General features: G+C 70.1%; 22 protein-coding genes. 10 read left to right on the top strand and 12 right to left on the bottom strand.

Annotated features, from left to right (window positions below):
- Positions 1 to 82: 82 nt before the first annotated feature.
- The 6 genes from ACIQPR_RS21705 to ACIQPR_RS21730 form a co-directional block, all read right to left on the bottom strand.
- On the bottom strand, positions 83 to 940 hold the full coding sequence (locus tag ACIQPR_RS21705; protein WP_403650750.1) for a sugar phosphate isomerase/epimerase family protein: 858 nt from the start codon (positions 938 to 940) through the stop codon (positions 83 to 85).
- 53 nt (positions 941 to 993) lie between these two features.
- Positions 994 to 1,893 (bottom strand): SCO3242 family prenyltransferase, encoded by a 900-nt coding sequence (locus tag ACIQPR_RS21710; protein ID WP_403650751.1) that lies wholly within the window; start codon positions 1,891 to 1,893, stop codon positions 994 to 996.
- Positions 1,894 to 2,033: 140 nt separating this feature from the next.
- Positions 2,034 to 5,099 carry a glycosyl hydrolase gene (locus ACIQPR_RS21715; RefSeq protein ID WP_403650753.1) on the bottom strand — a complete coding sequence of 1,022 codons (3,066 nt, stop codon included), beginning with the start codon at positions 5,097 to 5,099 and terminating at the stop codon, positions 2,034 to 2,036.
- A 249-nt stretch (positions 5,100 to 5,348) separates the two neighbouring features.
- Complete coding sequence (locus ACIQPR_RS21720; protein WP_403650755.1) at positions 5,349 to 6,215, bottom strand: hypothetical protein; 867 nt, start codon at positions 6,213 to 6,215, stop codon at positions 5,349 to 5,351.
- 281 nt (positions 6,216 to 6,496) lie between these two features.
- Positions 6,497 to 7,981, bottom strand: coding sequence for a purine-cytosine permease family protein (locus tag ACIQPR_RS21725; RefSeq protein WP_403650757.1), 1,485 nt, complete (start codon positions 7,979 to 7,981; stop codon positions 6,497 to 6,499).
- A 25-nt stretch (positions 7,982 to 8,006) separates the two neighbouring features.
- Positions 8,007 to 8,945, bottom strand: coding sequence for a flavin reductase (locus ACIQPR_RS21730; protein ID WP_403650759.1), 939 nt, complete (start codon positions 8,943 to 8,945; stop codon positions 8,007 to 8,009).
- Positions 8,946 to 9,194: 249 nt separating this feature from the next.
- Between ACIQPR_RS21730 and ACIQPR_RS21735 the strand changes: the two genes are divergently transcribed.
- The 7 genes from ACIQPR_RS21735 to ACIQPR_RS21765 all read left to right on the top strand — a co-directional run bounded on the left by ACIQPR_RS21735 (position 9,195) and on the right by ACIQPR_RS21765 (position 15,081).
- Positions 9,195 to 9,791, top strand: coding sequence for an amino acid synthesis family protein (locus ACIQPR_RS21735; protein WP_403650761.1), 597 nt, complete (start codon positions 9,195 to 9,197; stop codon positions 9,789 to 9,791).
- Positions 9,788 to 10,339, top strand: coding sequence for an amino acid synthesis family protein (locus tag ACIQPR_RS21740; protein ID WP_403650763.1), 552 nt, complete (start codon positions 9,788 to 9,790; stop codon positions 10,337 to 10,339). Before ACIQPR_RS21735 ends, ACIQPR_RS21740 begins: the two co-directional genes overlap by 4 nt.
- A 6-nt stretch (positions 10,340 to 10,345) precedes the next feature.
- Entirely contained in the window at positions 10,346 to 11,077 is a 732-nt protein-coding gene (locus tag ACIQPR_RS21745; protein WP_403650765.1) for an alpha/beta fold hydrolase, read from the top strand.
- A gap of 37 nt (positions 11,078 to 11,114) precedes the next feature.
- Positions 11,115 to 12,602 carry an aldehyde dehydrogenase gene (locus ACIQPR_RS21750; RefSeq protein ID WP_403650767.1) on the top strand — a complete coding sequence of 496 codons (1,488 nt, stop codon included), beginning with the start codon at positions 11,115 to 11,117 and terminating at the stop codon, positions 12,600 to 12,602.
- A gap of 105 nt (positions 12,603 to 12,707) precedes the next feature.
- The gene (locus ACIQPR_RS21755) at positions 12,708 to 13,751 is read left to right on the top strand and encodes an LLM class flavin-dependent oxidoreductase (protein WP_403650769.1); all 1,044 of its coding nucleotides are present in this window, start codon (positions 12,708 to 12,710) and stop codon (positions 13,749 to 13,751) included.
- A 100-nt stretch (positions 13,752 to 13,851) separates the two neighbouring features.
- Positions 13,852 to 14,523, top strand: a complete 672-nt coding sequence (locus tag ACIQPR_RS21760) for a GntR family transcriptional regulator (RefSeq protein ID WP_403650771.1) — start codon at positions 13,852 to 13,854, stop codon at positions 14,521 to 14,523.
- Positions 14,524 to 14,559: 36 nt separating this feature from the next.
- Positions 14,560 to 15,081 (top strand): MarR family winged helix-turn-helix transcriptional regulator, encoded by a 522-nt coding sequence (locus ACIQPR_RS21765; RefSeq protein WP_403650773.1) that lies wholly within the window; start codon positions 14,560 to 14,562, stop codon positions 15,079 to 15,081.
- Positions 15,082 to 15,122: 41 nt separating this feature from the next.
- Here the strand turns inward: ACIQPR_RS21765 and ACIQPR_RS21770 are convergent, their stop codons facing one another.
- Positions 15,123 to 15,482: a hypothetical protein gene (locus ACIQPR_RS21770; RefSeq protein ID WP_403650774.1), complete on the bottom strand. Its 360-nt coding sequence runs from the start codon at positions 15,480 to 15,482 to the stop codon at positions 15,123 to 15,125.
- Between the two features lie 216 nt (positions 15,483 to 15,698).
- Between ACIQPR_RS21770 and ACIQPR_RS21775 the strand changes: the two genes are divergently transcribed.
- Both ACIQPR_RS21775 and ACIQPR_RS21780 read left to right on the top strand, forming a co-directional pair.
- Positions 15,699 to 16,379 carry a hypothetical protein gene (locus ACIQPR_RS21775; protein ID WP_403650776.1) on the top strand — a complete coding sequence of 227 codons (681 nt, stop codon included), beginning with the start codon at positions 15,699 to 15,701 and terminating at the stop codon, positions 16,377 to 16,379.
- Positions 16,380 to 16,448: 69 nt separating this feature from the next.
- Positions 16,449 to 17,420 carry a hypothetical protein gene (locus ACIQPR_RS21780; protein WP_403650778.1) on the top strand — a complete coding sequence of 324 codons (972 nt, stop codon included), beginning with the start codon at positions 16,449 to 16,451 and terminating at the stop codon, positions 17,418 to 17,420.
- Between the two features lie 38 nt (positions 17,421 to 17,458).
- Here the strand turns inward: ACIQPR_RS21780 and ACIQPR_RS21785 are convergent, their stop codons facing one another.
- From ACIQPR_RS21785 to ACIQPR_RS21805, 5 genes are read right to left on the bottom strand one after another with little or no spacing between them, the layout of a single operon-like run.
- Positions 17,459 to 18,820 (bottom strand): condensation domain-containing protein, encoded by a 1,362-nt coding sequence (locus tag ACIQPR_RS21785; RefSeq protein ID WP_403650780.1) that lies wholly within the window; start codon positions 18,818 to 18,820, stop codon positions 17,459 to 17,461.
- Between the two features lie 39 nt (positions 18,821 to 18,859).
- Positions 18,860 to 20,131 (bottom strand): MFS transporter, encoded by a 1,272-nt coding sequence (locus ACIQPR_RS21790; RefSeq protein ID WP_403650782.1) that lies wholly within the window; start codon positions 20,129 to 20,131, stop codon positions 18,860 to 18,862.
- Positions 20,128 to 21,081, bottom strand: coding sequence for a sulfotransferase family protein (locus tag ACIQPR_RS21795; RefSeq protein ID WP_403650784.1), 954 nt, complete (start codon positions 21,079 to 21,081; stop codon positions 20,128 to 20,130). The genes ACIQPR_RS21790 and ACIQPR_RS21795 overlap by 4 nt, the downstream gene beginning before the upstream one ends.
- 38 nt (positions 21,082 to 21,119) lie before the next feature.
- Complete coding sequence (locus tag ACIQPR_RS21800) at positions 21,120 to 22,442, bottom strand: aminotransferase class III-fold pyridoxal phosphate-dependent enzyme (protein WP_403650786.1); 1,323 nt, start codon at positions 22,440 to 22,442, stop codon at positions 21,120 to 21,122.
- 32 nt (positions 22,443 to 22,474) lie between these two features.
- Positions 22,475 to 24,010, bottom strand: coding sequence for a GMC oxidoreductase (locus ACIQPR_RS21805; RefSeq protein ID WP_403650787.1), 1,536 nt, complete (start codon positions 24,008 to 24,010; stop codon positions 22,475 to 22,477).
- Between the two features lie 454 nt (positions 24,011 to 24,464).
- On the opposite strand from ACIQPR_RS21805, the gene ACIQPR_RS21810 reads away from it, so the two are divergent.
- Positions 24,465 to 25,835 carry a condensation domain-containing protein gene (locus ACIQPR_RS21810; RefSeq protein WP_403650789.1) on the top strand — a complete coding sequence of 457 codons (1,371 nt, stop codon included), beginning with the start codon at positions 24,465 to 24,467 and terminating at the stop codon, positions 25,833 to 25,835.
- Positions 25,836 to 26,121: the final 286 nt, after the last annotated feature.

Below are 26,121 nucleotides of genomic sequence, written 5' to 3' on the forward strand. Positions count from 1 at the left end.
CGGGGTGGGGTGTTGGGGTGCTGTGCCGTACGGGAAGGGGTGTTGGGGTGGGTGCCGTACCGGGCGGGAGCCGGTCCCGGTGTCAGAAGGGCTCGGCGGCCTTGAGGAAGCGCAGGGAGCGGCGGGCGACCTCGGGGGCGTCGAGGGAGGCGCCCTGGATCTCCACGGACACCGGTCCCTGGTAGCCGGAGTGCTTCAGGGCGGCGAGTACGGGCGGGAAGTCAATCTCGCCCACGCCGAATTCGAGGTGCTGGTGCACGCCCCGGCGCATGTCCTCGATCTGTACGTTCACCAGGTACGGCGCCGCCAGTTCGACGCAGCGCACCAGCGGGAGCGGGTCGACGCAGTGGGCGTGCCCGATGTCGAGGGTGATGCCGAACCGGTCCGGGTCGCCGAGGCGGTTGCGTAGTTCCAGGAACCGTTCCACCGTGTCGACGAACATGTCGGGCTCGGGCTCGAATCCGAGGCTCACCCCGTGCTCGCGGGCGATGTCGAGGACCTCCTCGCAGCCGGCGGCGAGCCGCTTCCATGCCTCCTCCTCGGGCACCCCCTCCGGGGCCGGTCCGCTGCTCAACTGGACGACGGGGGCGCCCAGTTCGGCGGCCACCCGGATCGCGCGGGCCAGCAGGTCGACGCGCCGCTCGGCACCGAGGGTGGACATCAGCGTGGGAGTGTGCTGACGCCAGGGATCCAGCAGGTACGGCGCCCCGGTCTCCACGACCACGGCCAGGCCCAGCCGGTCCAACCGCCCTGCCAGACGCTCGACTTGGCGGCCGAGGTCAGGGGCGAAGGGATCGAGGTGACCATGGTCGAGGGTGAGACCGACCGAGTCGTAGCCCAGGTCGGCGAGCACGGTCAGGGCATCATCGAGGCGGTGGAGGGCGAAGCCGTTGGTGCCGAAGCCGAACCGCAGCCGCTCCTCGGGAACGGGAACAGGCACGGGAACGGGATCGGAAACCGGCACAGGATCGGGAACAGGCACGGGTGTCGGACTCATGTGGGTGACACCTTCCGGGCGAGCCGGCGCGCCAAGGGGTGCGCCAGGGCGAGGACACCGGCGAGGCCAGGGCCTCCCCCTCCTGCGGTCAGCGAGGCCTGGAGCGGCAGCAGGGACAGGATGCCGCTGCCGACGGCCTCGCGGACGTTCACCGCGGAAGGCTCGCGCGCCGCCCGCGCCTGGGCCGTTCCGTAGGCGCCGAGGTAGCCGAGCGAACCGGCGACGGCGCCGATCCGGGCCGCCGCGCCACGTCGGCGCAGACCAGGAAGTGCCGCTGCGGCCAAGGCAGTTGCCGTGCTTCCGGCCAGGGTCGCGACCGGCACCTCGCGCGGCGCTCCGGACACCTCGTGGCGGCTGAGCGCGGTGACGGTGTAGGTGTGCGCGCCGACCAGCAGGGCCGCTGGCAGTGCGGTCGCCCGGCGTCCGGGCTCCGCTCCGGCCAGGACGTTCAGGGTCCGCGCGCCCGCCATGGCGGCGGGGCCTGCCGGGGTGGACTTCAGTCGGAGGTCGTACGCCCAGACCAGTCCCGTCAGGGGCAGCGCCACCTGGAGCGCCCGCCGCCCGTCGGCCAGCGCGGCGAGGCCGAGACCCGCCGCCGTGAGCCCGCACGCGGTGGCGAACGCCGTACGACGTGCGACACGGCCGGAGGGTATGGGCCGCTGCGGGCGCTCCATCGCGTCGACGGTCGCGTCGGCGTAGTCGTTGAGCGCCATGCCGGCCCAGTAGAGGGCCACCGACGAGGCCATCGTGGCAAGAATCCGGGGCCGGGGAGCGCCGCCCCCGGCGACCGCCCCGGCCAGGACGTCACCCGGCACGCTGAGCGCGGCGGGCAGCCGGATCAGCTGCGCGAGATCGGAAAGGCGGGGGGAATGGGGGGAGTTGTGCGAGTCGTACATGATCGGACCATACGTTAGAAACTTTAGTCTTCAGATATCCCACCTTTGCCATTTCGGTGAAGAGATCGCGCGCAGGCTGTGCAGAACTACTACCCGCCGGTACCGGCGCGGTGGGGGCACACCGCGCCGGTAGCCGACGATCAGACCACCGTCCGCTGCACGTACGGAACGAATTGGACCGGTCCCACCAGACCGTAGGCCTGTCGCGCGGACGGGCCGAACACCGTGGGGTTGCTGATGCGCAGCCGGTTGAACAGCGGGGTGGCCACCTCGACCTCGATCGTGTTGGCGCCCCGGCGCAGATGGCCGCCGAGGTCCACCCCGGGATTGAGTCGGTCCACGGGGTCGAGGCGTGTCCCGTTGACGGTGACCCGGCAGGTGTCGCTGACGCTGCCCAGCCGGAGCAGGGCGCCGGTGTCCGAGGTCCAGGTGTCGGGGAGGGTGACGGTCGTGCGGTAGCGGCCGATGCCGCCCACGTCGGCGAGTTCGGGGATCTGGGACCACGGCAGCAGGGCGTCGAGCGCGAGGGTGTGCGGGACGATCTCGGTGGTGGTCGCGGTCGCTCCGGGCCGCCAGTCCTCGACGGACAGAGTCCACTGGTCGAGGGTGAAGGCCGCCGGTACCTCGGGGACCTTCGTGGTGACCTTGCGGCCCGTCGACAGGGTGGTGGTGCGGGTCCCGGGCGTGGAGGACCGCACGACGAGTGATCCGTCCAAGAACAGCACGCTGTCCGCGTCGGTGCCCACCGCGTGCGGGCGGTTGCCGCAGTGCTCCCCGAACAGCCCGGGGCCGCCGAGCGCGACGACGAGGGTCTCCCCCGGCTGGAGGGTGACCCGGAAGGTGAACTCGTCGCCGTCCTGGGTGTATTGGGCGAGCCGGGTGACCCGGCCGCTCCACGGGTCCAGCAGGTACGGGACCGCGCCCGATCCCTTGCGGTGGGTGGCGCGCAGCGTGACGTCGTGGTCGATGAGGGCCACGGCGGGCTTGACGGTCTCGGCGTGCTTGCCGTTGCACAGGTAGTAGAAGTCGGCGTCGTCGGTGACCCGGTGGGCGTTCAGCAGGGTCGACGGCACGGAGTGGACGACGTCGGAGGTCACGCCGAGTTCCGCGAACGCGGCGCCGACGAGGGTCTTGTCGGTGATCCGGCGGACGTTCGGCAGAGCGAGCAACTCGGCGGTGAGGGAACGGAGTTCGGCCTGTTCCCCGTCGTCGGGGAGACCTGGGGTGAGCGCCTGGTCGAAGGCGCCGAGGAGCACGGTGGGCAGGCCCGCGCGGGCGAACTCCAGGAGCTTGCGGGCGTCGGCGACGGCCAGCGTGGGGTTCGAGCCGTAGAAGAAGTCGCCTTCTAGGAACAGGGCCTTGTAGGCAGGGCCGTCGGGTGCGAGGCGTCGGCCGGAGACCTTCGCCGTGGGCAGGTCGAGCAGGGGGCCGCTGAGGAACTGGTGGGTCCAGCCGAGCGGGATGCCCGTGGAGGTCAGCCAGGAGGCGCCGATGCCGGTCGCCGTGTAGCCGGTCTGCCGGAAGACGGCGATGTCGGCGCGGGCGGCCCCCGACTGGAGCACCTGGTGGACACGGCCGAGGTAGTCGGTGATGTCGGGAACGTGGCGCCACGTCGGCTGTCTCGGCCCCCATGACTCGCCGTATCCCGGAGCCCCGCCGTACGGGCTGAACGCGGCGAAGCCGGGCCAGCTGACGCCCGGCGCGGTGGCGTAGGAGAAGCCGTGGATCACGGTCTGGTTGACGCCCGCCGCGTACGCCCCGCCCATGGTGCGCAGGAACTTGTCCCAGGTGGTGTTGTAGGCGCCGCCCGCGTACGCGCCCGCCTCGCAGGACAGGACGCGGTGGCCCGCCATGTCGCGTCCGCCGGCCAGGCAGCGGTAGTCGTCGAGGTTCTTGAAGCCGAGCGACTCGCCCTCGGGGACGTCGAGCAGGGCCGCCGAGGCGATGGCGTCGGTCTGGAGGCCGTAGGGCTGGGAACGGAGCTTCATGCCGTGCCCGTGCGCCCAGGTCTTGAGCGCCCCGAGGTGGTGCTTGTTGAACAGGCCGGAGACGGTCTCCCAGAAGTCGTGCCGGATCTCCTGGGTGAGGCGGGCCTCGAAGGCGAAGATCTGGTTGCCCTTGTCGAGGACGACGGCCGGGAGATACGGCAGCAGTTCGCGTCCGGTGTGCTCACGGAACGCGGCGGGCAGGCCGGGCGTCCACTGGAGGCCCTTGGTCTCCAACTCCACGGAGTCCTCGAAGAAGGTGCCGCCCGCCGTCCTGAGGAGTGCGCGGAGGGTGGAGTCCAGGATCGTGGCGTCCCAGTAGCGGGTGACGGCGGCGGTCCCGGCCGCGCTGAAGTGGTCGACGACGTACGCGGCGGGCGAGGAGTGCGGCCCCGCTTCGGGCTGCTGGCCCGAGCCGCGCTGCCAGTACGCCAGGATCACCCAGGTCGCCGTGTCGGGCGGGGTCCAGCTGAGGCTGCCGCCCGAGACGAGGCCGGTCAGGTCGGTGACGCTGTCGGCGTCCAGGCCGGTCGCCTTGCCGCTGGAGTAGGCGGTGTTGACCCGGGCGGCCTGCACGGCGAACAGCTTCTGCGCGGTGACGCCCGAGGCAGCCGGGTACACGGAGGCCGGTACCGGACCGTCGTAGGGCGCCCCGCCGGTCAACGTGGCCTTGCCGTAGGCGAGTTCCTTTACGGCGGCATCGTCGTCGGGCGTGACTCCGGGCACGGCGACGGGCCAACTCGGGCCGAGGGTGAGGTCGATGGTCAGTCCGCGCCGGGCGGCCTGGCGCAGCGCGGCCGTCACACCCTCGCGCCAGGCCGCGCTCCCCCACCCGTGGTGGGCGGTGTCCAGTACGGAGGTGTCGGTGATGCTGTGGTGCACGGCCGCGATCTCGGCGCCGCCGAAGCCCGCGTCGGCCATCCGGTCCACCTCCCGCGCGATCTCCACCGGGTCCACCAGCCCGTCCGGCCACCACCAACGGAACCTGGGCCGCACCGCTTTGGCCGGCCCCGCGAACCAACTCGCCGTGGGCGCGGCCCCGGTGGAGCGGGCCGCCCCGGAGACGGGGACGGAGGCGGAAGCGGATTCGGAGGCGGAAGTAGAGGCGGAAGCGGAGGCGGTCGCCGCCGGGCCGAGGGCCGCCAGAACGCCTGTCGACAGACCGGCGGCGAGCACCGATCGACGCGTCGCACCGGCACGCTGCGGGTGGTTTTCGTGCATGGTTCAACCCCAACTGGTCATGGGTGAGCGGCTGTTGAATCGTTTCAATAACGGCAAGTGCGGGAACCGTAGTTCGCCTTCCGAACTGAGGTCAATAGAAACGACAACGATTCAAGGCAGCGCGGGGCGGGACGAGTTGAGGAGGCGCTGCCAGGCGCGAGGGGTGCACGGCGAGCGGCGAGCGGCGAGCGGTCAGCGGCGTGCACGTCGGGTGCGTTTCCTCTGGAGGCTTACCACAACCGGGAGTTGTCAGAATCCGCCCGCGAAGAAGCCCGCGAGCCCTGCCGCCGGGTGCGCGGCATTCGAGAGATTGGCGACGAGGAGGACAGCCACGAGCAGCGAGAAGAACGTCGCGAGAGCAGCGAACCAGCCCCGTGCGCGCCGTCCCGGCCGTCGGTCGGAAGGTCCCGTGCTCATGAACCTTTTCCACAGCACAGCGCTGAGGCCGATGAACACCAGCACCAGAACCGCCGACATCACGACCACCGCTTCGTGATAGCGGGCGAAGTCCCCGACCATCATGTCGACTGCGGGTGGGCTGCGATGACCCGTCTCCCGCGATGCGCGCAATTGCTCCCGGACCTGTGCGAGTGTCCCGGCGAGTTGTCCGTGGGGTGCGGCGACGGGCATGAGCGACAGTGCCGAGGTGAAGGGTGCCACGGCGCCCTGGACGTTGGCGATGACCAGTACCAGGGCCAGTACGGCGAGAGCCAGGGTGAGCACTCCGCCCGATGCCAGCCCGGCCCTTGTGACGCGCCCGGATTTGTCGGCCGCGACATACATTCTGCCGATCCGGCGGCCGAGTACGACGAGCACGATGAGCAGCGCCAGGGAGATTCCGGCCTTGATGGCGTGGAACCGGAACCAGTAGTCGACGACCTGCCGCATTTCGGGGGTGAATTCCCGCTCGCCGGAATTCCAGTAGCCGATGAATGCTTTGCCGACCGCGTCGATGAGGGTGTGTTGGTGGGCATAGCCACTCTCCGAGCTGTTCGCCGCGAGCGACTTCGGTGCGAGGAAGGCTGCCGGGAGGAGCAGCGCGGCGACAGCGGTGAGCAGGGTGACCGCGCGTCCGGACGATCGCGAGGACAGCGCTTCGAGTGAGTGGCGGGGCACGGAGAATCCTTCGGACTGTGCGAGCTGTGCGAGCCGGGGCGTGGCGGGGCCCGGTCGACGCCATACCGGGAGTGCCAGCATGCGGCCCCGGGGCCGGGCCGGTCACTGCGGTACGCCCCCTGCCCGAAGGTGTGGGTAACCCCACCGTCCGGCGGGCCGTACTGCTGCCCCCCGGGGGGGGAGAGACGGAGGGGCCCCAGGTGTCCGTGCGGACGGTCAACAGGCCGGGCGGCGCCGGGAGATCCCGGTGCCGCCCGGTTCAGCCATGAGTCGACATGTCGTCAGCGGTCCTGCCCGGCCACCGTCCTGGAACGGTCCAGGTCCGCCGCTGACGGACGTGCGGCCAGGTTGTCTCCGGTGTTCCCGCTGTCCCCGGCATCGCCCGTGTCTCCGGTGTCCCTCACCCACAGCGGCTTCAGTCGGTACGTCAGCAGGTACAGGACGCTGCCCACGCCGGCCGCGACGAACATGCTCAGGTCGCCCGCGCCGGGATACGCCTTCGAGAAGGGCCCGGTGTAGAAGCTGGACTGCCAGAACGGTACCGAGGCGGCGACGCCTCCGGCCCAGGCTACGAAGCCCCAGTCCAACACCCGGCGGCGGTCGTAGAGTTCGGCGATCCGGGACGGGTCGGACCGGCCGCCGAGATAGAAGTCGAGGAGCAGGACGGCCGCGAAGGGGGCGATGAAATAGGCGGTGAGGTTGAGGAAGACCTTGAACTTGTCCTCCGTGCCCGACTCGCCCCACAGGCTGATCCCGTAGGCCAGCAGACAGATGACGGTGACCGCCTGGGCGCGGGTGACCGGGATCTTCAGCGTCTGGACGGAGATCGCGCCGCCGTAGACGTTGAGGAAGTTCTGTGCCAGCGCGGAGAGACCCACGGCGAGCAGGGCGGGGACGGCGAACGGGCCGGCCAGTTCGTGCAGGGCCGTGATCGAGTCGGAGCTGCTCGCGCTGCCGCCGACGACCACGCCGAGGATGCCCAGCCAGGCGATGGTGACGAAGTTGCCGAGGCCGGTGTACCAGGCGGTGCGGCTGACGACCTCGGGCGTGTCCGGGAGGTAGCGGGAGTAGTCGGAGGCGAAGGGTGCCCAGGCCACGAGGAAGGACAGGAACCAGCCGCAGAAGGTGACCCAGCCGCCGGTGGAGCCGATGTATCCGGCGGCGGAGGAGTCGGCGTGGAAGAAGCTGCCGCCCCGGACCACGGCGACGACGGTGATCAGCAGGAACAGCGGGGTGAGGACGTAAGTCAGTACCCGCTGGAGGTAGTTGATCATGTTGTAGCCGTAGATCGACACCACCAGCTCCACGGCGGTGAGCACCAACGCGCAGAGCCAGTACGGCAGATGGGTCAGTTCGGCGAAGGCCTTGCCGCCCAGGATGACGGTGACGGAGGCCCAGCCGACCCCGGCGAACACGTTGATGTAGGCGACGGGCACGAAGTTGCCGAAGAAGCCGAGCGGGCCACGGGCCTGGATCTGCTGCGGCACCCCGAGCCGGACGCCCATGCGGGACATCACGGCCATGAGCACGGAGCCGAGCGCGGCGCCGACGACGATCGCGGTGACGGCGGCGCCGAAGCTCATCCCGAACCAGGCCGCGCTGAATCCGAGCAGGATGATCGGGAAGTTGAGGCCGGCGGCGAACCAGACGAAGAACTGCGAACTCGGCCTGCCGTGGCGCTCGTTGTCGGGGATGTGGTCGACGCCGAACGGTTCGACCTTGGTGACCGCACTCCCGTAGACGGGCGCCGGTGTTCCTTCTGTCATGCGTTGCTCCCGGGGAGGAGGAGGCTCACCACGGCAGTGGCGCCGTGTGCGAGATGTCGAAGAAGCCGCCGCCGCTGTAGACCAGCGGGGCGAGGTCGTCGTGGCGGGCGGAGACGACCCGGCCGGTGAACACGGTGTGGCTGCCCGCTTCGAGGCGCTGGCCGATCTCCACCTCCAGCCGGGCGCAGGAGCCGTCGAGCAGCGGGGCCCCGAACTCGCCCGGCGCCCAGTCGACTTGGGCGAACTTGTCGTCGCCCTTGGAGGCGAAGGTCTTCGCCACGTCGAGCTGGCCGGCGGACAGGATGCTGATGCCCAGGTGACTCGCGCGGTGCAGCGCGGGATGGGTGGAGGAGCTGCGCTGGACGCAGACCAGCACCATGGGCGGGTCGAGGGAGATGCTGGAGAAGGCGTTGACCGCGAGACCTCGCGGGGTGCCGTCGTCGTCGGTGGTCACCACCGTGACGCCGGTGATGAACTTGCGGTGCACCCCGCGCACCAGGTCGGCGTCGACGGCCGCCTGCTGGCCCGTGGTGATGATGCCGAGCGCTTCGAGCAGCTGCCCGGAGTCGAAGGTCACCCACTCCTCGGCGACCGAGGCGCCGTCGTAGCGCGCGAAGGTCGCGCCGGAGACCTCGACGGGCTTCCCGGTGGGCGGCACTCCGAGGAAGGCGCCGGTGTGCCGGCCGGTGCTGCGCCAGCGGATCGCCACCCGGTCGCCGTCCTCGACGATGTCCTCGATCTCGGTGCGCAGATCGGGGAACGCGTCGCGCATGGCACGGATGGAGTCCTTGAACTGGTCCCGGCCCTGCCCGGCGGACGCGGGTCCGCGGCGGCGGACGTAGGAGGGGCTGAGCAGTTCGTCCAGGGCGTCCACCTGGCCCTGGTCCCAGGCGGCCCGCCAGGTGGAGCGGAGGTGCGAGATGCGGTCTGCGGGAGTGGCGGCGCGGTCGAGAGTGCGACTCATAGCGTTCCCATCCGTGGAGCTCTTGTATGGCAGAGGACGGTAGGGAGGGCGCTATGTGGTGTCAATACCTCACGCGGAAAAATGCGGGAATCCCAGGTCGCGCATCAAATGCAGTGGTCAATCGCGTTTCGAAAGTGTTGACCCTTGACGGAGTTCACCGAGCGACCCTAGCCTCGCTTGCATGGCAGAGCCGCAACAGGAAGGACCGTTCATGAGGTTCTCGAACCTCCGTATCCCAGGGGTCCTCGCATGAGCCGCCTGGTACGGAAAGTGGTCACCGTCGTCGACGAGGTCCTGCTCGAACTCGGGCGGCCGGTCGCCACTCCGGTACGGCGGGTCGCCGCGGCTGCGGTGATCCGGAACCCGTGGGCCGGGCGCGGCTTCGTCGGTGACCTTCAGCCCGAAGTCGAGGCCGTCGCACCGGAGTTGGGCCGACTGCTGACCGACAGGCTGATCGAGACGCTGGGCGGTGTGGACCGTGTCGAGGCCTTCGGCAAGGCGGCCGTGGTCGGTCTGGACGGGGAGATCGAGCACGGCGGAGCACTGATCCACACGCCGTACTTCGGTAACGTCCTTCGTGAGCTGACCGAGGGCACGTCGATCATCGTGTTCAGCGACGACCGGCTGCCGGCGGGCGAGGCGCTGACCGTGCCGCTGTGGCACAAGACGGCCGCCGCGACCCGCTCCCACTACCAGACCGTCCAGATCCGGATCCCCGACGCACCCCGGCCCGACGAGATCCTGGTGATCGCCGCCGCGTCGTCGGGGCCGCGGCCCAACGCCCGGATCGGAGACCGCCGCACCGACCCCCTCGTCCGTCTCGCCGACCTGGAGAACGCCCGATGAACGTCCGCAAGATCATCACCTTCACCGAGGACATCCACACCGAGGGAGGACGCCCGGTCGACCCGCCCGCCCGTACGGCGGTCGTCCTCGCCGTGATCGAGAACCCCTGGGCGGGACAGGGCTTCGTCGACGACCTGCTGCCCGGGATCGACGAGATCGCGCCCCAGCTCGGCGAGCTGCTCGCACCGCGCGTGGTCGAGGCCCTCGGCGCGCCCGTCGAGGCGTACGGCAAGGCCGCGATCGTGGGGCTCGACGGCGAGATCGAGCACGGGTCCGGGCTCATCCACACGCTCAAGTTCGGCGACCACTTCCGCAAGGCCGCGAACGCGACCACGCTGCTGCCCGCGGTGGAGAAGCGGGCGGCGGCCGGTACGGTCTTCGACATCCCGCTCAAGCACATCACGGACGCGACGATCCGCTCCCACCACCAGAGCATCGAGGCCCGGGTGCCGGACGGGCCCCGCGCGGACGAGATCGTGATCGGGCTGGCCGCCGCCTCCCAGGGGCGCCCGCAGGCCCGGCTGGCGCCGCTGTCGACCGAGCAGTAGGCCCGTATGAGCAAGCCGACGATCGTGCTGCTGCACGGTGTCGGGCTCGACCACTCCATGTGGGAGCCCGCCGCCGCGCGCCTGGCCGACCGGTTCACCGTGCTCACCCCCGATCTGCCGGGACACGGCACCCGCCCTCCGGCGAAGGACGGGGTGTCGCTCGCGGACCTGGCCGACGGTGTCGTGGAGGAGATCCCGGCGGGCTCGCATCTGGTCGGGTTCTCGCTGGGGGCGCTCGTCGCCCAGCATGTGGCGCTGTACCGACCGGAGTTGGCGGCCACACTGACCTCGGTCAGCTCGGTGTGCCAACGAACGCCCGGCGAAAGGGAGTCGGTCCTCGCCCGGCTGCGCAACGCGGAGACCGACTTCGCGGCGAGCGCCACCGCGTCCCTCGACCGCTGGTACGCGGGAGCCGACGTCGATCCCGCGCAGGTCGCCCGCACCGAGGCCACCCTGCGCGCCAACGACGTCGGCTCCTTCCTCAACTGCTACCGCGTGTTCGCCACGGCGGACGCGGAGTTGGCGCCCCACCTGGGTGCCATCGCCGTACCCGCGCTGGCCGTCACGGGTGAGGACGATCCCGGTTCCACCCCCGAGATGACCCGCCGCCTGGCGTCGGCGCTGCCGGACTGCCGTGCCGTGGTCGTCCCCGGCGCGCGGCACATGCTCCCCGTCGAGCGTCCCGAGGCGTTCGTCGACTCCCTCGTCACCTTCATCGACATCATCCGATTCAACTGATTCAACTGATTCATCCGATTCATCGGAGAGGGCGCACATGCCTGACCTCACCCAGTGGCAGCACTTCATCGGCGGGGCGTGGGTCGAACCCGCGTCGGGCGAGTACTTCGAGAGCGCCAACCCGGCCACACGACAGCCGCTCTACCAGGCGGCACGCGGGAACGCCGTCGACATCGACCGGGCGGTCGCCGCCGCGCGCACGACGTTCGAGGACGCCCGCTGGCGCGACCTCAGCCAGACCCGACGCGGCCGTCTGCTGCGCCGGCTCGGGGACCTCATCGCCGAGAACGCCGAAGACCTGGCCCGGATGGAGACGCAGGACAACGGCAAGCTGCTGCGCGAGATGCGCGGCCAGCTGGCGACCCTGCCGGAGTACTACTTCTATTACGCCGGGCTGGCGGACAAGATCCACGGCGACTTCATCCCCACCTCCGACCGCGCGGTGCTGAACTACACCGCCCGGGAGCCACTGGGCGTCGTCGGGGCGATCACCCCCTGGAACTCCCCGCTCACGCTGACCAGCAGCAAGCTCGCGCCCGCGCTCTGCGCAGGCAACACCGTGGTGATCAAGCCTTCGGAGCACACCTCGGCCACGGTACTCAGGCTCGCCGAACTGGCACTGGAGGCGGGGTTCCCGCCCGGCGCGGTCAACGTCGTCACCGGGTTCGGCGCCGAGGCCGGGCAGGCCCTGGTCGACCACCGCGACCTGGCGAAGATCTCCTTCACCGGCAGTACCGCCACCGGGGCCCGGATCGCCGCCGCGACCGCCAGCCGCTTCATCGGCTCGACCCTCGAACTCGGCGGCAAGTCCCCCAACATCGTGTTCGAGGACGCCAACCTCCCGAACGCGGCCATGGGTGTCGTCGCCGGCATCTTCGCCGCCGCAGGACAGACCTGCATCGCCGGCAGCCGGGTGTTCGCCCACCGGTCCGTCTACGACGAACTCCTGGACCGGGTGGCCGAGCGCGCGAAGAGCATCCGCATCGGCGATCCGCTGGACGACGAGACCGAGTTGGGCCCGCTGGCCTTCGCCGAGCAGCGGGACAAGGTGGCCGGGTACGTGGACCTCGGCCGCGAGGAGGGCGCCCGCGTGCTGACCGGCGGACACGCGAGCGACGGCGGTCTCGGCGGCTACTTCTACGAGCCCACGATCCTCGTGGACGTCGACAACAGCATGCGTGTCGTACGGGAGGAGATCTTCGGTCCCGTCCTGGCGGTCATGCCCTTCGACACCGAGGAGGAGGTGGTCCGCCTGGCCAACGACACCGAGTACGGGCTCGCGGCAGGCGTCTGGACAACCAGCCTCGCAAGGGCGCACCGGATGGCGGCACGGCTCGACGCCGGGACGATCTGGGTCAACACCTACCGGGCGATGTCCCCGATGTCACCGCGCCAGGGCTTCAAGACGAGCGGCGTCGGCGTCGAGCACGGCACCGAGACGATGAAGGAGTACACCCGCCTCAAGAGCGTCTGGATCAACACGAGCGAGGAGCCCGTGGCCGATCCGTTCACGATGCGGAGCTGACATGCGAGGTGTCGGTTCCCCCGCACCGCACGTCGTATCCGCACCGCACGTCGTACCCGCACCGCAGGCAACACCCGCAGCACCCGCACCACACGAGGAGCAGCCATGAGGTTTTCGTTGTTCGTGCACATGGAGCGCTGGGACGAGGAGGTCAGCCACCGGCAACTGTTCGAGAATCTCTCCGAGTTGGCCCTCATGGCCGAGGCGGGCGGGTTCAGCACCGTGTGGATCGGCGAGCACCACGGCATGGAGTACACGATCTCGCCGAGTCCGATGCCGCTGCTCGCGCATCTGGCCGCGAAGACCTCGACGATCCGGCTGGGCGCGGGGACCATCATCGCGCCGTTCTGGAATCCGATCCGTGTCGCCGGTGAATGCGCGCTGTTGGACGTGATCAGCAATGGCCGTATGGAGGTCGGACTCGCCCGGGGTGCCTACCAGTTCGAGTTCGACCGCTTGGCGGGCGGGCTGCCGGCCGCCGACGGTGGCAAGCATCTACGTGAACTGGTGCCCGCCGTACGGGCGTTGTGGCAGGGCGACTACGCGCACGACGGCGAGATCTGGCAGTTCCCGCTGTCGACCAGTGTGCCCAAGCCGGTGCAGCAGCCCACTCCTCCGATGTGGATCGCCGCGCGCGACCCCGCCTCCCACGACTTCGCCGTGGCGCAGGGCTGCAACGTCATGGTCACCCCGCTGATGAAGGGGGACGAGGAAGTCGCCGATCTGAAGCGGAAGTTCGACACCGCCGTGGCCGCTCACCCCGAGGTGCCGCGCCCCGATCTGATGGTGCTGCGGCACACGCACGTCCACTCCCCTGACGAGCCCGAGGGCTGGCGTCCGGCCGCCGAGGCGATCAACCGCTTCTACCGCACGTTCGACGCCTGGTTCGGCAACGCCACCAGCCCGCGCAACGGGTTCCTCGACCCCAGCCCCGAGTCGAAGTTCGAGGGCCGCCCCGAGTTCCAGCCGGAATCGCTGCACAGGACCGCGATGATCGGCACCCCGGCCGAGGTCGTCGACCGGCTGCGCTCCTACAAGGCGCTCGGCGTCGACGAGTACAGCTTCTGGATCGACAACAGCATGTCGCACGAGGAGAAGCGCGGATCGCTGGAGCTGTTCATCAAGGAAGTCATCCCGGCCTTCCAGTGAACCGACCCGTACCTTGCATGGCACCAACGTGGCCGAAGAAGAGGTTGACGTGCCCTCCACCCGCCAACTAGCGTCACGTACCATGCAAGGACCCACGGGGATGACCAAGCGCCTGCAACAGAAGAGCATGCAGGCCCGAGTCGCCGAAGAGCTCCGCCAGATGATCATCAGCGGTGAGTTGCAGCCGGGCTCCTCGCTCTCCGAGATGACCCTGTCGGAGACCTTCGGCGTCAGCCGGACACCGATCCGCGAAGCGCTCAAGCAACTCCAGATCGAGGGCCTGGTGGAGGTACGACCACGGGTCGGCACCTTCGTCGCCGCACCGTCACGCCGTGAGATCACCGAGCTGTTCCAGATGAAGGAACTCCTCGAAGGAGCCGCCGCCCGACTCCTCGCCTTCCGGGGCAACGTCCCCGAGGTCGACCGCCTCAAGGCCGCCATGACCGAGGCCGACGAAGCCGTCCGCGCGGGCGACGCCGACCGCTACGCCCAACTCGTGCACGAATTCCACGAGTTGATCGTCGTCGGCGCCGACAACAGCAAGCTGGAGGCGCACTACCGGACGCTGATGAACCAGTTGGCGTACGGCCGTCTGGTCCGCACCTCGCTGGCACAGCCCGGCCGCCTCACCGAGTCCGACCACGAGCACCACCGCGTGCTCGACCTGATCCTCGCCAAGGACGGCGACGCCGCCGAACGCGTGATGCGCGAGCACGTCCGCCGCAGCCACCAGGCGCTGATGGCCGGCATCGACGACCAGAAGCACGGGTGACCCCACACAGGTCCGGGCTCAGGGCATGATCAGTGGATGCATGGTGAGGACGGCCGCGGCAACGGCGGCGAAGGTATCCCGATCACGACCTCGGAGGAGGCCGCGAGCAACCCGCTCGTGCTCGCGTTCGGACGCCTGCAAGGAGCCGCGAACCGGCTCGCCTACATCCTGGGCCGCTCGCTGGAACAGGAATGCGGCATCAGCCACCTCATGTTCGAGGTGCTGCTCATCCTGGGACGCGCGGGCGACCCCGGCCTGTCCATGCGGGCCATCGCACAGGAACAGGTGCTGACCACGGGCGGGGCGACCCGCCTGGTGGACCGGATGGAGGCCGCCGGACTGGTCGAGCGGGCCGAGGACCCCGGCGACCGACGCGGCAGGTTGGTGCGCCTGACGACACTCGGCGAGGAGACGACCGTACGGGCATCGCGTCTGCACGCGGAGAACGTCCGCCGCTACTTCCTGGCACCGCTGCCGGCCGAGGACCGCGAGCGCTTCGCCGAGGACCTGCGCATCCTCAGCCACGCAGCCCGCGACGAGCTGCCCCGACTGCCCTGACTCACGGGGTGTCGGTATCTCGGTCCTGGCTTGCTTCGTGTCTACCAGGAGTGCCAGACCTCACCATGGCGGTGGCGGACCGGGGGGATGTCGACGTCACCGAGGTCGTGGCCGGCGCGGTGCAGTCCGCGGATCCGCTGGGCTTCGAGTCGGGCCCGAAGCCGGGCCCGGCCTTCGGCCGTGGCGACCGCGGCGGAGAACGAGTCGTCTCTGGAGCAGAGCACCATCGGCTGCCAGGAGGTGATCCGGCGCAGCACCTTCGTCGGAGCGGGACGACGGCCTTCGCGGGCCGCCCGGGCCAATTCAGTGTGGGGGTAGCGCAGGTCGTACAGGGACATGGACTCGGACGCGCCGTCTCGGACGCGGAATCGCTCGGGGGTCGTACGAACAGTCCTGGACATCAAGAGCCTCCGTCGGGCCCTCTGGGCTCTCCAGAGGTACCTACGGCGGATGCGAAGTGGTCAGCACGACCCAGCCCTCTCGTGGTGAACGATCTGCACACCGCACGGTAGTCGCGCGAAGCGGTGGAACCGAGTGCTTTTCCCTGTCCCCGGTCCGGCCCGGTGTGAAGCGGGCGGCAGCAGGGGAACGTGTTCGGTGTCCGGAGGGGGAAGACAGTGGATGAACGCATAGACGGACCGATCCGCCGGGTGGGCCTGACCGCGCTGGCCCTGGCGGTTTCCGCGGTGGTGTGCCTGGGCGCCGAGGTCGGCGTCGGCATCCTGCTGCACGTGACGCAGAACGTCTGGCTGGCGCTGCTCCTGTATCCGCTGCTCTATGTCCTCGCGCTCGGTGTCCTCCTGACGATGGTGCCGAGCATGGAGAAGCCCGAGGGCTGGGGCCTCCTGGCGATGATCGTGATGCCCATCGGCGCGCTGGCCGTGACGCACCTGACCTATTCGGGCCTGGATCAGCAGGCGTTGCACGACCGGGGCCGGGAGGTACGGGCGACGGTGAGCGACACCTACTGGGTCGACGAAGGGCCGAGCGCTCCCCTCTCGGCCGCGCGATTCAAGGATCCGTCAGGGCGGCCGGTGCCCGGCACGATCTACGGGGAGAAGCTGAGGGTCGGTCAGGCGGTCACGCTCACCGTCGACCCCAAGGGAAAGGTCCCGCTGTTCATGGGCCGGCGGCCGACAGGCTCCGGGCGGTTCCTGGCGGCGGGCATCACGGCAGCCGTAGAGAGCCTGTTCCTGGGGTGGGCGGCCTTCCGGGGAACGGCGGAGCGACTGGCCTCCAGAACGACGGACGAGCGCGAGCGCGAGCGGACGCAGGAGCACGAGGACTCACCTGCATGACACATCTGCGGGTCACTCATCGCGGAACAGAAGAAGGCGCAGAAGAAGGCACGGAAGAGGAACCGATCGATGGAACGCACGACCAACCCGTATCTGCCCGACACGAGACGAGGAGCGCTGATCGTCTTCGACGCCGACCAGCTCGAACTGGTCGGCTTCCCTGACGGGGCCGTGTTCAGGATGCTCCACGCGGCGGCTCGGCTGAACGGGCACACGCTCGCGGTGCCGCAGGCCGTGGCGATCGAGTACCTCGCCCACCCCCCTGTCGATGCCCAGCCGTCGACGGAGCGTCCGCCGGAGGAGGCTGCTCAACGCCGACTGGACGCTCTCCAGGCGTACTTCACCGTTCTGCCGACGCCCGAAGGCGCCGCCGAGGAAGCCTTGAAGCGGGTGGCCGACCGCCGTGTCCCCGGCCACGCCCAGTCGGACACCGGAGAAGACGACGGCAAGGCCGAGGAGCGTGCCGTCCAGGACACGGTGGTCTGGCTGACCCTGCTCGACGCGTTCGAAGCCCACAACCGGATGCTCTGGTTCCTCTCCGACAACCACAACTTCGCTCAGCGCTCCGCGTTCCACCCCGACCTGCGCGCCGAAGCGGAACAGCGCCTGGGCACGGACAGATCACTCTTGCTCGGCCTGATGAGGGACGGCGTTCCCACGCTGCTGAAGCGCTGGGGCACCAGGGTGAGGATGAACACCCGGGACCTGGACCTGCTGGTGCGCTCGGACGCGGTCGCCCAGCAGGTGCGGAACACGGTCACAAGGCCTGCGCGACCGTTCGCCACGGACTTCTCCGTGCCCAGCACAACCCTGCTCGCCTTCGACGGCCGACTCGGCAGGCCTCATGCCCAACAGGTCACCGACAGGCTGTGGTTGACCAGCCGTATCCGCTGGAGGTGCTACGGGGAGGAATCCGCGCCGACCGAGCCCGCCTACATCGTGACGCGGCTGTTGCTGGAGGTCGGCGTCGAGCCGCTGCTCGTGCGGGGCGTGACGGTGCTGGACGCCGGTGCCGTCGAACCGTCCCTGGACGGAGGATAGTTGGGGGTGGACACACAGGGCCTCCAAATGATCCCGGTTCACTGTGTCGTCGGCGTCTGCCATTCCCCGGCGTCGGAGATCTGCTCGACCACTTGCCGTAGCCTCCCGATGTACCGGTCCACCGCTGCGTGTCCCGTATCCGTGGCCGGGTGGCGCCAACTCACCGTCAGGCCTTCATGGGTGCGCATGAACCAGAAATACACTTCGTCGGCGTCGTTGCTGCGCCCTCGCAGGCTGACGGTGCGGCGGGCGGTCCACTCGCGGGCTCCGGGCGTCAGGCGCAGGTCCATGTAGGAGATCATGAACGGGTCTCGGAGTGGGGTGCCGAGCAACTCCGTTATGCGGCCTACGGGTACGCGCGCCATCTCCTTGACCCCCTCCAGCCCGGCGACCGCCGAGCGGAGGGTCCGTTCGAAGGAGCCGACGTCGTGCAGGGGAAAGCTGATCGGGGCCATGCCCACGTACCAGCCCAGTGATGAGCGGTAGGGCGTGGTGCGGGTGTGGAAGGGGGCCATCGTGCTGAACTGCGGTTCGCCCGTGGTCTCGTAGCCGATGCGGGCCAGGCAGGCCAGCAGTCCGGTGAAGGAGTCGCCGCCGCGGCTGCGGCAGGCCCGGTCGAAGGCACGGGTGCCCGGGGCGTCGAGGAGGTGGCGGCAGCCGCTGGGCTGGTCGGGCGGAGAGGCGCCCAAGTGCTTGATCGGCGTGGGGAATTCGGGGAGTTGGCCGTCGACGGCGGCCAGGAACTTCCGCCAGGGGACGAGTAAGGGGTCGTCAGCCGTGAGTGCGTCGACGGTGGCGCGTTCCTCGGCGGCGAAGTCGAGGTAACTGGCCGTTTCGGGCAGGGGAGATGAGCCGGTGTAGAGGGCGTGGATCTCTTGGGGGACGAGGAAGACGGAGTAGCCGTCCATGAGGGAGTGGTCGGCGGCGAGGTACACCGTCGTGGTGTCCGCGCGGTCGACCGTGACGCACACGAATCCGGGCCAGTGCAGCGGGCCCGCCTCCCGGTCGAACAACTCCTCGATCTGCTGGGCGAGTTGGCGTCCGTCGGTGAACGGCTGGAGTGTCGTGCCGTGGACGGCCGTGGCTCCGGGGGGAAGGGTCTCGCGCCGCGTCCCGGGCGGCACGAGGCGGCTGCGCAGGTTTTCGTGGCGGTCCGTCCAGGCGGCGAGGGCGGCGGCGAAGGCCCGCTGATCCAGGTGGGGCGGCAGGTCGAAGGCGATGCCCAGCCAGGACGGCGCCAGGGGTCCGGCTCCGGCGGAGGCGAGTACGTGGTCCATGTGTGCTTGCTGTACGTAGGAGGCGGGTCGGGGGTCGGGCGCCCAGGCGGTGGTGGCGGTGGCCCGCCAGACGGTCGGACGGCCCGGGGGCATGTCGAGGGAGGGGATGTCGGTGAGCTTCACGGTGAGACCAGCCAGGAGGTGAAGGGGCGGGGTGCCCGGTCAGGAGGTGCCCGGGTCCAGGTGCGGTGTGCGTACGGTCCGCAGCGGGGACCGGATGATCCACACGGTGGCGAGGGCCATCGCGGCCCCGCTGAGCAGGAGGGTCGCGCGGGTTCCGAGCCAGGCCCCGCAGGCGCCGCCGAGCAGCGCGCCGAGGGGGGCCAGGCCCCAGACGGCCGTACGGATGCTGGCGTTGACCCGGCCGTGCAGGGCGGCCGGGGCGAGGGCATAGCGGATCGGGACCTGGTGGACGTTGTAGATCTGCTGGCCTGCCCACAGCAGGAACTGGGAGAGGGCGACGCAGAGCGACGGGCCCCATCCGGCCGTAGCGACGGACGGGGTGATGACGGCGCCGACGCAGCTCAGCAGTAGGGCGGCCGTCAGTGTGCGTCCGAGGCCGAGACGTCTGGCCAGTGGCTGGGCGGCGAGTGCCCCGGCCACTCCCCCGGCCGCCCCGATCGCGATGACCGCGCCGGTGGCTCCGGCGGAGAGGCCGAGCCGCCCGGTGAGGTAGAGCAACAGGACGGCCGCGTAGGCGTTGTAGCTGAACACGAGGGTGGCGGTGGCCAGGGTGACCGCGCGCAACCGGGCCGTGCGCAGCACGAAGCGGACGCCTTCCGCGGCTTCGGAGGCGAGCCCGGACAGCGTGCCGGACGCGGCTTCCCGGTGCACGGGCCGCATGGCGATGTACGGCAACAGGGCGGTCGCCACCACGAAGGAGAGGGAGTCGGCGAAGATCGCCGTGGGTGCGGAGAACGTTCCGATCAGCCATCCCGCGAGCGCCGGTCCCAGAGCGACTGCCAGGGACTGGCCCAGTTCGAGCCTGCTCTGTGCCCGGACCAGGAGGTCCGGCGAGACGACGGTCGGTACGCAGGAGAGGTAGGCGACGTCGGCGACCACGGTCGCCGTGCCGACCACGGCCGCCGTGAGGTAGAGGTGGAGCAGGCTGATGTGCCCGAGGAGGGCCGCGACGGGCACGGTCGCCAGGGCCACGGCCATGACGGTGTTCGCGGACATCAGCAGCGGGCGGTGCGGCAGCCGGTCGACGAGGACTCCGGCCGGCAGTCCGCACACCAAGTACGGTGCCCGCCCGCAGGCGAGCAGCAGTCCGGTCTCGAACGGGCCCGCGTGGAGCAGGTCGATCGCGGTGAGCGGCAGCGCCAGGTAGGTGACGGCGGAGCCGATGAGGGAGACGGTCTGGCCGGTGAGGAGGAGATGGAAGCCGCGGGGAAGGCGATGGGCCGTCTTCCCCTTGACGTCCTGGTCCGTCATGCGGTGCTTCCCGGACCCGTGGCCGAGAGCGCGTAGCCGAGGCGTCGCAGCTCCTCGCCCGCGATCTGTTCGAACTCCTTGATCTCGCCCGCTGTGAGGTCCTGGAGATAGCGGCCGTTGCGGCCGGTGTAGACGGGCTTGCCTGCGGCTTCGGCGGCCGGGTGGCCCCAGGGGTTGTTGAACAGGGCGTGTTCGTGTTCCGCGTGTCGCAGCAGTGCCTCGTCCCAGGGCAGCCCGAGATGGTCCAGCATCCGCTCGGCGGTCTCGCGCGGGCGGGTGACCAGGTCCTCGTAGCGGATCTCCAGGTAGCGGCCGGGCGGTGCGTCCCGGTGGGCGCGGGTGACGACGTCCAGCCAGCCGTGCGCGGCCTCGGTGACGGAGCGGTAGCCCCAGTCGGGGACCGTCTTGAGGTGGGAGGCGGCCAGGTCCCGGCCGTCGCGGACGATGTGGATGAAGTGGGCGTGCGGCCAGATGTCGGCGTAGGCGGCGACGTCCTGGATCTTGCGCTGGAGCTTGAGGCCCCAGCGGCGGGCGCCGGTGTGGACGCGGCGCAATTCGCCGATGGCCTCGATGAGTCGGCAGCGGTCGTCCGGCGCGGACAGGTCGGTGCCGCGTGCGGCCATCAAGTCGGCTACCAGGGTGCGCAGTTCGGCGCGGGTGAGACCGGAGCGTTCGCACTGCACGGTGAAGTGCATGCCGTCGTACCAGTCGGGGTCGATGGTCTCCTTGGTGGTGCCGGCCACGCGGGGGTCGCCGCGGTCCATCAGGTCGCAGACCTGGAGGATGTGCGGTCCCAGGTCGGGGGGTTCGGGGAAGTCGATCTCCGGGCCGACCGTGAGGGCGGGGTGCGAGTCCAGCATGATGCTCAGCAGGGTGGTGCCGGAGCGGTTCTCCCCGCCGAGCAGGACGGGGTCGGAGTCGAGGGGCCGGGCGAGCGGAGCGGGAACCATGGATCTCCCTGGGGAAGGGGATGGAGACGGCAGGGGGTCTACTTCGTCACGGGGTCGGTGAACCAGCGGCGGACGGTGGCCGGTGTGGTCACGAACCGTTCCTCGGCGAACCGGATCGCCGCGGTGAGCGGGTCACCGTCGGCAGTCGTCGAGGCTCCGGTGTCCTGCTGTTCCTTTCGCGCCGCGGTCAGTGCCGCGTCCGCCGTCGCCACGGCCGCCTCCACGTCCTCGTCCCGGGTGGCCGCGGAGGGCATGAACCGGCCGCCGTACTGCATCAGGAAGCCGTGGCCCCACATCTGCTGGAAGAAGGCGTGGCCGAGGGCCTGGTCGGCGAAGACGACGTCGAACATGGTGGGGTGGGCGAAGGCCCAGGCGGGTGTGGAGTGCCGGGCGAAGACGTCGTTGAGGCCTTCGATCAGCCGGGCGCCGACGGTGTGGGCGCGGGCGAGGGCGGTGCCGTCGGACAGTGCGTCCAGTGTGGCGAGGGCGGCGGCGAAGGGCGTGACCTCGCGCTGGTAGGTGTTGCCCAGGTAGGTGTCCTCGACGGCGGCCATCACCTCGGCCCGGCCGGAGACGGCGGACAGCGCGGTGCCGTTGGCGAGGCCCTTGCTGAGGGTGATGAGGTCGGGTGAGAGGCCGGCCGCGGTGTGGTAGCCGCCGGTGGCGTAGCGGAAGCCGGTCATGACCTCGTCGACGATCAGCAGCGCACCGTGCCTCCGGGTCGCCTGTTCCAGTGCGCGGGCGTAGGCGTGCGGGAAGAAGTTGACCTCCGGCGTGACGATGACGGCGGCCAACGGGCCGTGTTTCGCGGCCAGTTCGTCCAGCAGGTCGAGGTCGTAGCGGAAGTCGTGGGTCTGCGGATCGCGGTCGGGCGGGCCCATGGGCGCGCGGTCCTGGAGATGCCAGTCGTGCCAGCCGTGGTAACCACTGGTCAGGACGGTCGAGGCGCCGGTGTGCACCCGGGCCAGGCGGACGGCGGCTGTGGTCGCGCAGGAACCCGTGCGGAAGAAGACCGAGCGTTCGGCGAGCGGGAAGAGCGCGGCCAGCCGTTCGGCGAGTTCGACGCGGAGCGTGGACAGGGGGCCGGGCAGGATGCCGCCGCTGCGGGCGAGTTCGGCGCCGATGCGGTCCAGCACGGGCCGGTGGCCCGCGCCGAGCGGGGCTGCGCCGCTGCACGAGGTGAAGTCCACGTACCTGCGCCCGGCGGCGTCCCAGACCTCGGCGCCCGACGCCCGGTCGAGCACCAGCGGGAAACGGTGGTCGAGGTCCCAGGTCTGTGAGGCGGTGAACTTCCGCGCCCGGTCGAGGAGTTCGGTGTGACCGGACTCCGTTGCGGGTGTGGGCGGGGTGGTGGTGGACATGGCTGTTCCCTTCAAGTGCGCGGTGGCGGAGGTCAGTTGGCGGGCCGGGGCGGCGCGCCGAGGCTCGTGGCGATGCCGTCGGCGATGCGCAGGGCGTTGGCCTGGATGGTGAAGGTCGGGTTGACCCCGCCGGCGTAGGGGAAGTAACCGCCGTCCACGACATACACGTTGTCGAGGTCGTGGACCCGCCCCGAGGGATCGACCACGGATCGGGCGGGATCCGTGCCGGCCCGGCAGCCGCCGTGCAGATGCCGGCTGCCGAGCTGGTAGTTGGAGTCCTCGTACCGGATGTCGTCGGCACCCGCCTTGGCCAGCAACTCCGAGGCGCGGCGGGCGAGATACCCCAGGCGGCGCTTGTCCAGCGGATGCGTGGTGTAGTCGATGACGATCCGCGGCAGGTTCAGCGGACCACGGGAGCGGGCCAGACGTACCGCGTTGGAGCGCATGGGCTGGTCGGCGGCGAGGAAGTGGACCCGCAGCCGGATGCGGCCGTCGACCGGGGCGCGGTCCTCCTCGCTGGCCTCGTAGAGGAGACCGCCGAGGCCGGACGGGGCGTCCGGGTCCAGGTAGTGGTCGCTGAAGGCCACGGTGGAGAAGGGGCCGTCGTCGATCGGCGCGGCGGGGCCGGCCGCCGGGAGGCTGTCGGTGGGGACGGTCCCGCCGACGTAGCCGCTGATCTTGAAGGAGAGGCCGCGCCCCACCATGCCGGTGCTGTTGCCGAGCCCGCGCGGTGCGCCGGGCTGGGTCGAACGCAGGAGAAGTGCCGCGGACTGAATGGCGTTGGCGGCCAGGACCACGCATCTGACGCGGGCCGTACGGCGGGTACGGGTGCGCAGGTCGAGCCAGTCGACATCGGCGGCGCGGCGGCGGTGGCGGTCGTGCAGGACGATGCGGAGCGCCTTGGCGCCATGGGCCACGGCCAGGGCGCCGGGCGGGAGCGGTGCGTCGGGCAGCAAGGCGGTGGCGGTGGCGCGGGCACCGGTGGGACAGACGTGCTCGTTGCACGGACCGCAGCGGATGCACGCCGGCCGGCCCGCGTACGGCACGGAGTTGATCGCCAGCGGGGTGGGGAACGGCCGTAGGCCGATCCGGCGGCCGGCGGCGGCGAGCAACTGCCCCCGGCCGCTGAGCGGATGGGCGGGCAGCACAGGTGGTGAGCCGGGTGGTTCCAGGGGGTCCGCGCCGAGTTCCCTGGCCACCCCGATACATCGCTCGACGCGGTCGTAGTACGGGCGCAGATCCTCGTAGCCGATCGGCCACGCGGGATCGAGCGCGTCCGGAGCCACGTGGGGGCCCGCGTCCAGGTCGACGTGGCGCAGGCGGAAGGAGATGCCGGCGTACAGGGCCATGCCGCCGCCGACGGCCGAGGCGCTCCAGGGACGGCCGAAGGGACGTAACAACCCGCCCGGTGTCGGTATCAGCGCGCTCTCCCACGCGCTCTCCAAGCCGTGCAGCGACTCCCCGGCGCTCAGCTCCCGCCCCTCCTCCAGGACGAGAACGCGAAGCCCTCGGGAGGCGATCTCCTGTGCGGCCACGGAGCCGCTCGCGCCGCTTCCCACAACGCACACGTCGAAACTTTCGAATTCCATGTTCCCGCCCAGTAATAGTTCGACGCCGTCCGGGCGTTGAGTCGATCGCCGAAGTTACAGAGTGGATACAAGAACTTTCAAGCATGTCGATTTCCACTTCGAACTCTTTGGCTTGAAAAAAGTCGCACCCCCTCTGAAGGAACGTCACTTCTGAAATGGTTCGATATTTCGACACCTCGTTTACGCTGGTCAACGCCGCACGATCGAGTGGTTGCTGAGTGAATACAGTGCGTCACCTGTGCCGGTTCACAGGCCTCCATCTTGGCGAAAATTACCCACAGATCGTGACGGACGGCAAAAGTCAAGGCATTTGTGTGCGATTTTTCCCAATCTCCACGGAAGATTAACCGGGTCTCCTTGCCGCTGTTAGATCGGTCACCTCGGCGACCTCGGCACACTTTCCTTTGGACCGAGCGGGCAATAATGCCGCCCCATGGAAATGACCTCGCTGGCCGAGTACGACCCGCAGCCTGGTGAATTAGTCGAGTTCCGTGCGCCTGCGGCGACCTTGGATATCGCGCGGAAGGCAGCCGTGCATCTGGCGCCGCTCAGCCATCTCCAGGAGAACCATGTCCGCCGACGCCTCGCGAACGACCGGGCGGGCAATCCGCAAGCCCCCTGGCTGGGGATGCACTTCGACCTGCCCGGCCGCCTGGACGCCCCGGTCATGGCGGCGGCCCTGGCCGCATGGGTCCGCCGGCATTCCACCCTGCTGACCTGGTTCGCCCCGCAGGGAGACGGTTTTCGCCGTCACGCGGTCGCGCCGGAGTCCGTCGCCTTCGTCCCCGTCCACCAGGGACATCGGTCCGGGCAGGCCGTCCGTGACCACCTCCGGGCCTGCCTCGTACCCGCCACCGACCCCACGCACTGGCCCCCGCTGCTGGCACACGCCGTGGTGCGCGACACGAGCAGCACAGTGGTCCTCGCCGTCGACCACGCGCACACCGACGGTCTGTCTCTTCAATACGCCTTCAGTGAACTGAGGGCCTTTTATCAGGGGAAGGGCGCACTTCTTCCTGACGTCGGCTCACACGTCGACTTCTGCCGGCTGGACCGGGATCGCAGCGCCCGGCTGACCGCCCGGTCGCCCGAGACGGCACGCTGGACGCACTTTCTCCGTGACGGACTACCCGCGGCTCCCGTGGATCTCGGCGCCGAACCCGGCCGTATGTATCCGACCGGCGCGATCCGCCTCGACGTCTTCGAGGCCGCCGAGGCCGACGCGTTCGGGCGCGTGTGCAAGGACGCGGGCCTGGGCTTCACGGCCGGTCTGCTCGCCGCGCTCGCGGTGACCGGACACCGGTTGAGCGGCCAGGAGGCCTATCGGGCACTCGTCACGGTCCACACCAGGGACGAGCCGCGCTGGGAACGCGCGCACGGTTGGTTCGTCAACACGGTGCCGGTCGAATTCCCGGCGACGGAGCGCGAGTTCGGGCAGGTACTGGTGGCGGCAGGACAGGCGATGTCCCGGGCGTCCGAGGTTCGGACGCTCAGCCCGATGCGTCTGATGGAGGTGCTTCCGGACCACGAGATCTCCCACCTCGGCACCACCCAGACCCCTCCCCTGGTCTCCTACCTGGACCTCCGACATGCCCCCGCCGCACGGGAGTTCGCTTCGTCGAACGTCGGATACCTCACCGGAGAGGGCCGCGCGCAGGGCCTGAACCTCTGGCTGAACCGCACATGGGAGGGCACATACCTGAGGGTCGATTACCCGGGCACCCCGACCGCGCGCTCCACGGTCCCCCGCTTCGTCCGCGCCCTGCGGTCGACTCTGCGTGAGGCGGCCGGGTCGGAGGCCTGAACGGGGACGGCCTCCAGACCCACCACGCCGATCGCGGTCGACAGACCCGACCCGGATGTCGACCTCCGCCCCCCCTCACCGTCGACGCGTCCGACCGCCGTTCACCGTCGCGCTCGCCTGTTTTCCTGCTGTCGATCACCTGTCGAAATTCGGCAGGAATTGTGAAAGCGCTGAATTCAAGCGACCTGAACTGCCGCCATTTCCAGCCACGTACGAGATGGCGACGGCCATCACCCACCGGCATCCCCGCCCCGCACACCAGCATTCACCAGCCCAGATGCCGTAC

The organism is Streptomyces sp. NPDC091280 (assembly GCF_044768565.1).
In the GTDB taxonomy this organism is placed as follows: Bacteria; Actinomycetota; Actinomycetes; order Streptomycetales; family Streptomycetaceae; genus Streptomyces.